We start from the raw sequence: 12,065 nt of genomic DNA on the forward strand, positions 1-12,065 counted from the left end.
GCTTAGGATGTAACAGATTCGAATTTGTGCGCGAGTTGTCGGATGTCAGTTCTGGAAAGGTAATCGCAGAATCATGCTCGGACAGGATGCCCGCGCGACCTCGAAGGTTGCTCCCGGGGCCCCAGCGCTACGCGGCATCTGGCTCACCCGGGGCAAGGACGGCAGGCTCACCGCGTACGTCGCCGGTGACGACGGCCTGCGCCGCTGGTCGGAGACGCGTCCGGGCGGTCCGCAGTGGGACGCCCCGGATGTGGTGCGGCTGCCGGCACTGACGCATCTGTCCGTGGCGCAGAACTCCCAGGGCTACGTGCACTTCGCCGGCCGCCGCGAACGGCCCGCGGCCTCGGGCGGCGTCACCGTGGACATCGTGCACGCGATCCAGTACCAGACGGGACGCCCGGTCACGTCCTGGAACTCGCTGGGCAACCCGCACAAGGAAGCCGATGTGGGCAGCAGGTTCGGCGCGCCCGTCGTCGTGGTGAAGGCCTCCGGCGAGGTGCACGTCGCCGCCCGCAACGGACGCGGCGGCATGATGGTGCGCCGTGAGCGTGCCGACGGCAAGTGGCGCGGCTGGGAGGACCTGCGCTGCACGCGCATCAAGGAGGTCCCCGCCGTGGTGGTGCTCGATTCCGGCTGCCTGGAGATCTTCGCCTCGACCGACAAGGGCACGCTGTACTGGCAGCAGGAGAAGCCCGGCGGCGGCTGGGGCGAGGTCGAGCGTTCACCCTTCGCGGTGAGCCCGGGGTCCCTCGCGGTCCTGGAGACGGCACCCGGCCGCGCGACGTACTTCTGGACCGACCCCTCGGGCGGCGTCGTCGCCTACCGGGCCGACGGCTCGCCTATGGAGCTCGGCGGTGCGCCCGGCGACGGCGGGCACGCCGTGATCCGCACGGAGCTGGACGGGCTGGACTGCACGGTGCTGGCCCACCGCGGGGCGAACGGCGCGGTGGCCGTCGGCGTCGGGGTGACCGAGAACGAGGCCGGCGGCGTGTGGTGGTCGGACACCGGCGCGGCCTGCCTGGGCACTCCGGCCCTGACGCACGACGCGCTCGGCCGGGTGGTCATGGCCGCCGTCGGAACGGACGGGGCGCCGCGGGTGACACGTCAGACGGAGGGACCGGGGCTCGGCTTCGACGAATGGCGCGCGCTGTGAGCGCCGTCCGGTAACACCGGCGGTCGGCAGGGTCGGCAGGGTCGGCAGGGTCGGCAGGGTCGGCAGGGTCGGCACGGTCGGCCGCACTCCGGACCCGTGCGCCACGTGGGGCGGCGGAGCCCCGGCCTCAGGCCGGCGGGGCGGCGTGCGCCCCGGCGGTCACGATGCGGATGAGCAGGTCGTAGCTCTCGTCCAGGCTCTCCGACAGCCCGAACGCGCCACCGGTTTCGAGCACCGCGAAGCCGTGGACGGCCGCGCGCAGGCAGCGGGCCATGTGGATCGCCGCCGAGTCCGTCAGTCCGTACGAGCGCAGCGCGGCGAGGATGATGCCGAGCAGCCGCCCCCCGGCTTCGGCCGTACCCGGCTCGGGGTTCTGGAGCAGCGCCGCGTACCGGTGCGGGTGGCGGCGCGCGTAGGTGCGCCAGGCCTCCATGAACGCGCGGACCGCCTCGTCGGCCGAGCGGCCGAGCACGGCCTGGCCCGCGGCGTCCGCCATGTCGTTCATGATCCGTGCCGAGACGAGGACGCGGAGTTCGGCGAGCCCGCGCACGTGCTTGTAGAGGGAAGGGGTGGCGACGCCCGCCCGGCCCGCCACCGCCGACAGGGTGAGGGCAGAGGCGCCCTTCTCGTCCACCGTCTCCAGCGCGAGGGCGACGACCGCGTCCGCGGACAGCGACGCCCTAGGCACGGGCGGTGTCCTTGAGGAAGGCCAGCACGGCGGTGGCGACCGCCGCGGGGGCCTGCGCGTGGGGGTAGTGGCCCACTCCCTCGATCATCTGGAGCCGCCCGAGCCCTGCGGGCATGCTCGCCACGATGCCCTCTCCCTCGGCCCTCGGGTCCGCCCAGTCGGGGTCCTGCGCGCCCTCGACGACCAGCACGGGGCAGCGGACGTCGGCCAGCCTGGCGCCCGCGTCGGTGGGCGCGGACATGCCCATCTTGCTGACGACCGCCATCCGGCCCGGCCTGCGCAGGTCGGCCTCCAGAGCGGCGATGTGCGCCGCGTACCCCTCGGGCCTGGTGCCGGGGTAGGCGTGGTCCAGGTAGCGCTTCCACATCCCGACGCTGCGCAGCAGGCCCGCCACCATGAGCAGTGACATGCCCTTGCGGTAGCGGGCGTTGGACAGCAGCGCGCCCAGGTCGGCCTTCTGCGCGCGGGTGAACGGGGCGAGCTCGACGACGGCGCTGACCAGGTCCGGCTCGTCGGCCGCCGCGATGGTGGCGGCGCCGCCCGCGAAGGAGTGGCCGACGACGACGGCGGGGCCGCCCAGGTGCCGGATCAGGGCCAGCAGGTCCGCCGCCGAGTCGGTGCGGGTGTAGGAGCTCCAGCCGGCGCTGGACTCGCCGTGTCCGCGCTGGTCCATGGCGGCGACCCGGAAGCCGGCCGCCGCCAGCAGGTCCGCCAGCTCGCGGAAGGCGCCTCTGTTGTCGCCCATGCCGTGGGCGAGCACGATCAGCGCGCCCTCGCCGGTCACGTCGTACGCGAGCCGGCCGCCGTCGGTGTTCAGGAATTCGGTCATGTCCACTCCCGTTGTTAGGGTTGTTAGCCATGAAGCTAATGGCATTAGCCTGAGGTGTCAACCGGCCGTACGCGGAAGGGCCGTACGCGGAAGGGCCGTACGGGACATGTCCCGTACGGCCCTTCCGCTGCTGCGACCGGCCTCTCGCGAGGCCCGGCCGGGTGAATTACGCCGGTACGCTCGCCACGCCCCGCGCCAGGAACTTCTTCCCGTTGACCCGTTCGGAGACGCCCTCGCGGTCCAGGTACGGCGTGATGCCGCCCAGGTGGAAGGGCCAGCCCGCGCCGGTGATCAGGCAGAGGTCGATGTCCTGGGCCTCGGCGACGACGCCCTCGTCCAGCATCAGACCGATCTCCTGCGCGACCGCGTCCAGCACGCGGTCGCGGACCTGCTCCTCGGACAGGACGGTGTCGCCCTGCTTGAGGAGGGCCGCGACCTCGGGGTCCAGCTCCGGCTTGCCGGAGTCGTAGACGTAGAAGCCGCGCTTGCCGGCCTTCACGACCGCCGCGAGGTTCTGCGAGACGGTGAAGCGCTCCGGGAAGGCGCGGTTCAGGGTCTCGGAGACGTGCAGACCGATCGCCGGGCCGACCAGCTCCAGGAGCACCAGCGGGGACATCGGCAGGCCGAGCGGCTCGATGGCCTTCTCCGCGACCTCGACCGGGGTGCCCTCGTCGATGACGTTCTGGATCTCGCCCATGAAGCGGGTGAGGATGCGGTTGACGACGAACGCCGGGGCGTCCTTCACCAGGACCGCGGTCTTCTTCAGCTTGCGGGCCACACCGAAGGCCGTCGCGAGGGAGGCGTCGTCGGTCTGCTCACCGCGGACGATCTCCAGCAGCGGCAGGATCGCGACCGGGTTGAAGAAGTGGAAGCCGACGACCCGCTCGGGGTTCTTCAGCTTCGACGCCATCTCGGTGACCGAGAGGGAGGAGGTGTTGGTGGCGAGGATCGCGTGCGCCGGGGCGACCGCCTCGACCTCCGCGAACACCTGCTGCTTGACGCCGATCTCCTCGAAGACCGCCTCGATGATGAAGTCGGCGTCGGAGAAGCCCTCCGCCTTGTCCAGCACACCGGAGACCAGGGCCTTGAGGCGGTTGGCCTTGTCCTGGTTGATGCGGCCCTTGCCGAGCAGCTTCTCGATCTCGGCGTGGACGTAGCCCACACCCTTGTCGACGCGCGCCTGGTCGATGTCGGTCAGCACGACCGGCACCTCCAGGCGGCGCAGGAACAGCAGGGCGAGCTGCGAGGCCATCAGGCCCGCGCCCACCACGCCGACCTTGGTGACCGGACGGGCCAGGTTCTTGTCCGGGGCACCGGCCGGTCGCTTGGCGCGCTTCTGGACCAGGTTGAACGAGTAGATCCCGGACCGCAGCTCGCCGCCCATGATCAGGTCCGCCAGGGCCTGGTCCTCGCGGTCGAAGCCGGCGCCCAGGTCGCCGTCCTTGGCCGCGGCGATGATCTCCAGCGCGCGGTACGCGGCCGGGGCGGCGCCGTGCACCTTGGAGTCGGCGATGGCCTTTCCGCGGGCGACGGCCTGGTCCCAGGCATCCCCGCGGTCGACCTCGGGGCGCTCCACCGCGACCGTGCCGTTGAGCACGTCCGCCGTCCAGATCAGCGACTGCTCCAGGAAGTCGGCGCCCTCGAAGAGCGCGTCCGCGATCCCGAGTTCGAAGACCTGCTTGCCCTTGAGCTGACGGTTCTGGTTGAGCGAGTTCTCGATGATCACCGAGACCGCGCGGTCCGCGCCGATCAGGTTGGGGAGCAGCGCGCAGCCGCCCCAGCCGGGGACCAGGCCGAGGAAGACCTCGGGCAGCGAGAACGCCGGCAGCGCCTTGGAGACGGTGCGGTACGCGCAGTGCAGACCGACCTCGACGCCGCCGCCCATGGCCGCGCCGTTGTAGTACGCGAACGTCGGGACCGCGAGGCCGGAGAGCCGGCGGAAGACGTCGTGGCCGCCCTTGCCGATGGCGAGCGCGTCCTTGTGCTCCTTGAGCAGCTCGACGCCCTTGAGGTCGGCGCCGACCGCGAAGATGAACGGCTTGCCGGTGATGCCGATGCCGGTGATCGCGCCCTCGGCGGCCTCCTTCTCGACCTGGTCGATCGCGGCGTCCAGGTTCGCCAGCGACTGCGGTCCGAAGGTGGTCGGCTTGGTGTGGTCCAGGCCGTTGTCCAGGGTGATGAGGGCGAAGTTGCCCGCACCTCCCGGCAGGTCCAGGTGGCGTACGTGCGCCTGGGTGACGACCTCGCCCGGGAACAGCTCGGCCGCACCCTTCAGAAGCTCGGTGGTGGAGCTCACTTGCTGCCTCCGTCTGCGTCGAAGTGCGGGTTCTCCCAGACGACCGTGGCGCCCATGCCGAAGCCGACGCACATGGTGGTCAGTCCGTAGCGGACCTCGGGGTGCTCCTCGAACTGGCGGGCCAGCTGGGTCATCAGCCGGACACCGGAGGAGGCCAGCGGGTGGCCGTAGGCGATGGCGCCGCCGTACTGGTTGACGCGCGTGTCGTCGTCCGCGATGCCGTAGTGCTCCAGGAAGGCGAGCACCTGCACGGCGAACGCCTCGTTGATCTCGAAGAGACCGATGTCCGAGATGGACAGGCCCGCCTTCGACAGGGCCTTCTCCGTGGCCGGGATCGGGCCGTAGCCCATGACCTCCGGCTCGACGCCCGCGAAGGCGTAGGAGACCAGGCGCATCCTCACCGGGAGGCCGAGCTCGCGGGCGACGTCCTCTGCGGCGAGCAGCGAGGCGGTGGCGCCGTCGTTGAGCCCCGCGGCGTTACCGGCCGTCACGCGGCCGTGCGGGCGGAACGGGGTCTTCAGACCGGCCAGGGACTCCATCGTGGTGCCCGGACGCATCGGCTCGTCGGCGGTGACCAGGCCCCAGCCCGTCTCACCGGCCTCGGCGTTGGTGCGGCGCACGGAGACCGGCACCAGGTCCTGCTGGATGCTGCCGTTGGCGTAGGCCTTGGCGGCCTTCTCCTGCGAGCGCACCGCGTACGCGTCGGCGCGCTGCTTGGTGATCGTGGGGTAGCGGTCGTGCAGGTTCTCCGCGGTCATCCCCATGAACAGGGCGGACTCGTCGACCAGCTTCTCCGAGACGAAGCGCGGGTTCGGGTCCACGCCCTCGCCCATCGGGTGGCGGCCCATGTGCTCGACGCCGCCGGCGACGACGACGTCGTACGCGCCGAAGGCGATGGAGCCGGCCGTCGAGGTGACGGCGGTCAGGGCGCCCGCACACATGCGGTCGATGGAGTAGCCGGGGACGGACTGCGGCAGACCGGCCAGGATTCCGGCGGTGCGGCCGAGCGTGAGGCCCTGGTCGCCGATCTGGGTGGTCGCGGCGATGGCGACCTCGTCGATCTTGGCCGGGTCCAGGTCCGGGTTGCGGCGCAGCAGCTCCCGGATGGCCTTCACGACGAGATCGTCGGCGCGGGTCTCGTGGTAGATGCCCTTCGGGCCCGCTTTGCCGAACGGGGTGCGGACGCCGTCGACGAAGACGACGTCCCGGATGGTACGAGGCACGGTGGCTCTCCTCCAGGGTGCGGGATGGCACTGCTGCGGGGCACGCCCGGAAGCGTGCCGCCACCGCTCATGCTACTTGCGGGTAACCAGACTGCCCAGTCCTGGCGCCGGGAGCGGTGAAGGTCACACACGCGAAATGGCCCGGACGGCCCCCAAATCGGGTCGTCCGGGCCATGCGTACGGAGTGAGCGGCCGAAGACCGCGCAACCTGGCGTGAATACGCCCCTGTCCGATGCCCTCTCAGGCCTCCGGAGTCAGCGCGCTGAACAGCAGCGGGGCGACTTGTTCGATCTGCCAGTGCCGTGCGCCGTATCCGGCGAGCGCGCTCTCCACCGCGTCCCGGGTCGGATTCTTCGGCGGTTCCCAGCACACCCGGCGCACCGTGTCCGGCGTGATCAGGTTCTCCTGGGGCATGTGCAGCCGCTCCGCCAGCTCGGACACCGCGGCCCGCGCGGCGTGCAGGCGTGCGGCCGCGGCCGGGTCCTTGTCCGCCCAGGCACGCGGCGGCGGCGGGCCCGTCAGCGGCTGGCCGGGCTGCGGGAGCTCCGTCTCGTGCAGCTCCTTCGCCCGCTCCACGGCGGCCTGCCACTGCTCCAGCTGCCGCCGCCCCATCCGGTGGCCGAAGCCGGGCAGCGCGGTCAGGGCCTGGATGTTGGCCGGGACCGCCAGTGCGGCCTCGACGATCGCGGCGTCCCCGAGCACCTTGCCGGGCGAGATGTCGCGGCGTCGGGCGACCTGGTCACGGGTGTTCCACAGCTCCCGGACCACCGCCATCTGGCGGCGGCGGCGGACCTTGTGCATCCCGGAGGTGCGGCGCCACGGGTCCTGGCGCGGGGGGGCGGGCGGGGCCGCGGCGATGGCGGCGAACTCCTCCCGCGCCCACTCCAGCTTGCCCTGCCGGTCGAGCTCCTCCTCCAGGGCGTCGCGCAGATCGATCAGCAGCTCGACGTCGAGGGCCGCGTAGCGCAGCCACGGGTCGGGCAGCGGGCGGGTGGACCAGTCGACGGCGGAGTGGCCCTTCTCCAGCGAGTAGCCGAGCACGTTCTCGACCATCGCGCCGAGGCCGACGCGTGGGAAGCCCGCGAGCCGCCCGGCCAGCTCGGTGTCGAAGAGCCCGGTCGGCGTCATCCCTATCTCGCGCAGACAGGGCAGGTCCTGGGTGGCCGCGTGCAGGATCCACTCCGCCCCGTGCAGCGCTTCGCCCAGCCCGGACAGGTCGGGGCAGCCGACCGGGTCGACGAGCGCGCTGCCCGCGCCCTCGCGGCGCAGCTGGACGAGATAGGCGCGCTGCCCGTAGCGGTAGCCGGAGGCGCGCTCGGCGTCGACGGCCACCGGACCGGAGCCCGCGGCGAAGGCGGCGATCACCCCGGCCAGGGCGTCGTCGGAGGCCACCACCGGTGGAATGCCCTCGCGAGGTTCGAGCAAGGGGATCGGCGCCGGGGCGACGTCGTCCGGGGGGGCGCCCCCGGTGGTTCGCAGTGAAGTGTCTGCTGCGGTCTCTTGGGCGTCGGTCACGCCTCAAGGGTATCTGTGTATGCACGGCGCCCGTCGACGGAACGTTCCGTCGACGGGCGCCGATGCACGTAAACCAGCCGGATCCGCATTTCTGCACACCGGCGGGGGTGTCGATTCAGTGGATGATGCCCGTCCGCAGGGCCACGGCGACCATTCCTGCGCGGTCTCCGGTGCCGAGCTTGCGGGCGATTCGGGCGAGGTGGCTCTTGACGGTCAGGGCGGACAGGCCCATGGAGACGCCGATCGCCTTGTTGGACTGTCCCTCGGCGACGAGCCGGAGGACCTCCACCTCGCGACCGGACAGTTCGCGGTAGCCGCCCGGGTGGCTCGGGGTGCCGGGGGGACGGCGGTGCATACGGGCGGCATTGGCGCCGATGGGGGCGACGCCGGGACGGGTGGGGTGGCCGATGTTGGTACGGGTGCCGGTGACGACATAGCCCTTGACGCCGCCCGCGAGGGCGTTGCGCACCGCGCCGATGTCATCGGCGGCGGAGAGGGCGAGGCCGTTCGGCCAGCCGGCGGCTCGGGTTTCGGACAGCAGGGTCAGCCCGGAACCGTCGGGCAGGTGGACGTCGGCTACGCAGATGTCGCGCGGGTTGCCGACGCGGGGGCGGGCCTCCGCGATGGACGACGCCTCGATGACGTCACGTACTCCGAGTGCCCACAGATGGCGGGTGACGGTGGAACGGACGCGCGGGTCGGCCACGACGACCATGGCCGTCGGCTTGTTCGGGCGGTAGGCGACCAGGCTTGCGGGCTGCTCTAGGAGAACGGACACCAGGCCTCCTGGGGGAGTGGCGGTACGGGCGGCTCGGGGATGAAGCCGGGGCGAACCGTGCTTGAAGGGTCATTGACCTCTTCGGCACCGGACGCCCACTCCTTTAGAGGAAGATCACGATTTGGTGAGTAACAATTCGGGCAAATAGGACATGCGATCGATTGTACGAAAAGAGAGCCGGTGCCTGTGCGAGGTTTATGACGCAGTGTCACGAAGTGTGGAGGCGGCGCCGCAGGGCTGTGTCTGCCCGTCCGCCCTACGAGACCTGCGGCCCGCGCCGCTGCGGCAGCGTCACCACCGCCGCGTCGGCCGGGCCGGACGGCGGCAGGCCGGCGATCTGGCACAGCAGGTCGCCCCACGCCATCAGGTGCGCCGCCGTGTCCGGCACCCCGCCGCGCCCCTCACGGGGCGTCCAGGACGCCCGGATCTCGATCTGCGTCGCGGGACGCCGCGCCCCCAGGGCGCCGAAGTAGTGCGAGCTCGCCCGGGTGACCGTGCCGCCCGCCTCCCCGTAGCTGAGGCCGCGCGCCTCCAGCGCCCCGGTCAGCCACGACCAGCACACCTCGGGCAGCAGCGGATCGGAGGCCATCTCCGGCTCCAGCTCGGCGCGCACCAGCGTCACCAGCCGGAAATTGCCCTGCCAGGCCTCGTGCCCGTCGGGATCGTGGAGCAGGACGAGCCGGCCGTCCGCGAGATCGTCCTCGCCGTCGACGACGGCCGCCTCCAGCGCGTACGCGTGTGGAGCCAGCCGCTTCGGTGGCCGCGTCGGCTCCACCTCCAGTTCGGGGCGGAGCCGCGCCGAGCGCAGTGCGTCGACCGCCGAACGGAACGCGGGCGGGACGGAACCACCCTCCGCACTGTCCTTGCTGTCAGTGCCGTCGGATTGACCGGAGAAGTGTCCCTGAGCCGGAGCCATGCGGGGAAGAGTAGGCGGAACCGGAGCCTCGCGCAGGGAGGGACACCCATGCGGGGCCGGGCTCCTTCCGCGCGCGTGCGAAGATTCTGTGCGTGAGTGCCAACGATCGCCCTTCGGGCCAGCAGACGAAGACCTCCGCCGCCCACGAGTCGGCGTTCCTCAAGGCGTGCCGTCGCGAGCCCGTGCCGCACACGCCGGTCTGGTTCATGCGCCAGGCGGGACGGTCGCTGCCCGAGTACCTGAAGGTGCGCGAAGGCATCCCGATGCTCGACTCCTGCATGATGCCGGAGCTCGCCGCCGAGATCACGATGCAGCCCGTCCGCCGTCACAAGGTCGACGCCGCGGTCTACTTCAGCGACATCGTCGTCCCCCTCAAGGCGATCGGCATCGACCTCGACATCAAGCCCGGCGTCGGACCGGTGATCGCCGAGCCGATCCGTTCGCGGGCCGACCTGGCCCGGCTGCGCGATCTCACCCCCGAGGACGTCTGGTACGTCACCGAGGCCATCGGCCTGCTCACCGCGGAGCTGGGGTCCACCCCGCTGATCGGCTTCGCGGGCGCCCCCTTCACCCTCGCCAGCTACCTCGTGGAGGGCGGCCCGTCCCGCAACCACGAGCACACCAAGGCCCTGATGTACGGGGACCCGGAGCTCTGGGCCGATCTGCTCGACCGCCTCGCCGAGATCACCGGCGCCTTCCTCAAGGTCCAGATCGAGGCCGGCGCCTCCGCCGTGCAGCTCTTCGACTCCTGGGTGGGCGCGCTGGCCCCCGCCGACTACCGCCGCTCCGTGCTGCCCGCCTCCGCGAAGGTCCTCGACGCCGTCGCCCCGTACGACGTGCCGCGCATCCACTTCGGCGTCGGCACCGGTGAACTGCTCGGCCTCATGGGCGAGGCCGGCGCGGACGTCGTCGGTGTCGACTGGCGGGTTCCGCTGGACGAGGCCGCGCGCCGCGTCGGCCCCGGCAAGGCGCTCCAGGGCAACCTCGACCCCTCGGTGCTCTTCGCGCCGACCGCAGCGGTGGAGGCCAAGACCCAGGAGGTGCTGGACGCCGCCGCCGGCCTTGAGGGCCACATCTTCAACCTGGGCCACGGCGTGACGCCGAACATGGACCCGGACGCGCTGTCGCGGCTCGTCGAGTACGTCCACACCAGCACCGTCCGCTGAACCACCGGGGCCGGGCGCCGCCCTCAGGCGGTGCCCGCCTCGCGTACGGCCGTCACCGCCTTGCGGGCGGCCACCAGCACCGGGTCCCAGACCGGGGAGAACGGCGGGGCGTAACCGAGGTCCAGGGACGTCATGCGCTCCACCGTCATCCCGGCGGTCAGCGCCACCGCCGCGACGTCCACCCGCTTCGCCGCCCCGTCCCGGCCCACGATCTGCACGCCCAGCAGCCGCCCGGTGCGGTACTCCGCGAGCATCTTCACCGTCATCGGCCGCGCCCCCGGGTAGTAGCCCGCCCGGCCCGTCGACTCGATCGTCGCCGTGACGAACCGCAGGCCCACCGCACGGGCGTCCTTCTCGCGCAGCCCGGTGCGGGCGATCTCCAGATCACAGACCTTGCTGACCGCCGTGCCGACCACCCCCGGGAACGTCCCGTAACCGCCGGCCACATTGGACCCGATGATCTGGCCGTGCTTGTTGGCGTGCGTGCCCAGCGCGATGTGCCGGGTGCGGCCCGCCACCAGGTCCAGGACCTCCACGCAGTCGCCGCCCGCCCAGATGTTGTCGTGGCCGGCGACCCGCATCGACAGATCGGTGAGCAGCCCGCCGTGCGGGCCGACCGGCAGCCCGACCGCGCGGGCCAGCGCCGTCTCCGGCTCGACTCCGATGCCGAGCACCACCACATCAGCCGGGTACGAGGAGTCCGAGGTCTCCACGGCGCTCACCCGGCCGTCGGGGCCGGTGCGGATCGCGGTGACCTCTGCCCGGTTCACCGTGGTGATCCCGAGGGCGTCCATCGCGTCGTGCACCAGACGCCCCATGTCGGGGTCGAGCGTCGCCATCGGCTGCTCGCCCCGGTTGAGCACGGTCACCTCGAAGCCGCGCTTCAGCATCGCCTCGGCCATCTCGACCCCGATGTAGCCCGCGCCGACGACGACCGCGCGCCGGACCCCGCTCCCTGATCCGGCCTGATCCGAACGGAAGGCCCCGGCCCGGTCCAGGGAGTCCAGCAGCGCCTGTCCGTCGTCCAGGGTCTGCACCCCGTGCACCCCGGGCGCGTCCATACCGGGCAGCGACGGACGCACCGGCCTGGCGCCCGTCGCGATCACCAGCTTGTCGAAACCGGTCCAGGCCGTCTCGCCGGACTCCCGGTCCAGGGAGCGCACCCGCTGCCCCGCGACATCGATCTCCGTCACCTCGGTGCGCATCCGCAGATCGATGTCCCGGGCCCGGTGCTCCTCCGGGGTGCGGGCGATCAGCTCGTCCCGCCGCTCCACGTCACCGCCGACCCAGTACGGGATGCCGCAGGCGGAGTACGAGGTGAAGTGGCCCCGCTCGAAGGCGGTGATGCTCAACTCGTCCGGTCCCTTGAGCCGTCGTGCCTGGGACGCGGCGGACATGCCCGCCGCGTCCCCGCCGATGACCACCAGTCGTTCCGCCGTCATGCCAGTCCCTTCGGTACCCCGTCCGAAGGCCCACGCTACGGCGCCACGGCCCCCGGGGA

At 72.0% G+C, this 12,065-nt stretch carries 10 protein-coding genes; 2 read left to right on the forward strand and 8 right to left on the reverse strand.

Annotated elements, in window-relative coordinates; translation table 11 throughout:
- The first annotated feature begins 73 nt into the window (after positions 1-73).
- Complete coding sequence (locus tag OG892_RS31855; RefSeq protein WP_073734876.1) at positions 74-1,153, forward strand: hypothetical protein; 1,080 nt, start codon at positions 74-76, stop codon at positions 1,151-1,153.
- Between the two features lie 127 nt (positions 1,154-1,280).
- Here OG892_RS31855 and OG892_RS31860 read toward each other — a convergent pair whose 3' ends face one another.
- The 7 genes from OG892_RS31860 to OG892_RS31890 form a co-directional block, all read right to left on the reverse strand.
- Positions 1,281-1,841 (reverse strand): TetR/AcrR family transcriptional regulator, encoded by a 561-nt coding sequence (locus OG892_RS31860; RefSeq protein WP_371630871.1) that lies wholly within the window; start codon positions 1,839-1,841, stop codon positions 1,281-1,283.
- Entirely contained in the window at positions 1,834-2,670 is an 837-nt protein-coding gene (locus OG892_RS31865; RefSeq protein WP_328864948.1) for an alpha/beta hydrolase, read from the reverse strand. The genes OG892_RS31860 and OG892_RS31865 overlap by 8 nt, the downstream gene beginning before the upstream one ends.
- A 166-nt stretch (positions 2,671-2,836) precedes the next feature.
- Entirely contained in the window at positions 2,837-4,966 is a 2,130-nt protein-coding gene (locus OG892_RS31870) for a 3-hydroxyacyl-CoA dehydrogenase NAD-binding domain-containing protein (RefSeq protein WP_371630872.1), read from the reverse strand.
- A complete protein-coding gene (locus OG892_RS31875; protein WP_073734880.1) occupies positions 4,963-6,189 on the reverse strand; it encodes an acetyl-CoA C-acyltransferase in 1,227 nt (408 codons plus the stop codon). Before OG892_RS31875 ends, OG892_RS31870 begins: the two co-directional genes overlap by 4 nt.
- A 240-nt stretch (positions 6,190-6,429) precedes the next feature.
- The gene (locus tag OG892_RS31880) at positions 6,430-7,704 is read right to left on the reverse strand and encodes a ribonuclease D (protein WP_199884369.1); all 1,275 of its coding nucleotides are present in this window, start codon (positions 7,702-7,704) and stop codon (positions 6,430-6,432) included.
- A gap of 115 nt (positions 7,705-7,819) precedes the next feature.
- The gene (locus tag OG892_RS31885; RefSeq protein ID WP_024488613.1) at positions 7,820-8,482 is read right to left on the reverse strand and encodes a response regulator transcription factor; all 663 of its coding nucleotides are present in this window, start codon (positions 8,480-8,482) and stop codon (positions 7,820-7,822) included.
- A gap of 256 nt (positions 8,483-8,738) precedes the next feature.
- Positions 8,739-9,398 carry a DUF3000 domain-containing protein gene (locus tag OG892_RS31890; protein WP_073734881.1) on the reverse strand — a complete coding sequence of 220 codons (660 nt, stop codon included), beginning with the start codon at positions 9,396-9,398 and terminating at the stop codon, positions 8,739-8,741.
- Positions 9,399-9,490: 92 nt separating this feature from the next.
- On the opposite strand from OG892_RS31890, the gene hemE reads away from it, so the two are divergent.
- Positions 9,491-10,564, forward strand: coding sequence for a uroporphyrinogen decarboxylase (gene hemE / locus OG892_RS31895; protein ID WP_328695271.1), 1,074 nt, complete (start codon positions 9,491-9,493; stop codon positions 10,562-10,564).
- 23 nt (positions 10,565-10,587) lie between these two features.
- On the opposite strand, the gene OG892_RS31900 is transcribed toward hemE, so the two are convergent.
- On the reverse strand, positions 10,588-12,006 hold the full coding sequence (locus OG892_RS31900; RefSeq protein ID WP_371630873.1) for an FAD-dependent oxidoreductase: 1,419 nt from the start codon (positions 12,004-12,006) through the stop codon (positions 10,588-10,590).
- Between the last annotated feature and the right edge of the window lie 59 nt (positions 12,007-12,065).

Source organism: Streptomyces sp. NBC_00341 (assembly GCF_041435055.1).
Taxonomy (GTDB): domain Bacteria; phylum Actinomycetota; class Actinomycetes; order Streptomycetales; family Streptomycetaceae; genus Streptomyces.

Excerpts from the sequence above, each read along its gene's own strand:
- OG892_RS31855 (WP_073734876.1), top strand. The coding sequence starts at position 74 with ATGCTCGGACAGGATGCCCGCGCGACCTCGAAGGTTGCTCCCGGGGCC.
- OG892_RS31890 (WP_073734881.1), bottom strand. The coding sequence starts at position 9,398 with ATGGCTCCGGCTCAGGGACACTTCTCCGGTCAATCCGACGGCACTGAC.
- OG892_RS31865 (WP_328864948.1), bottom strand. The coding sequence starts at position 2,670 with ATGACCGAATTCCTGAACACCGACGGCGGCCGGCTCGCGTACGACGTG.
- OG892_RS31900 (WP_371630873.1), bottom strand. The coding sequence starts at position 12,006 with ATGACGGCGGAACGACTGGTGGTCATCGGCGGGGACGCGGCGGGCATG.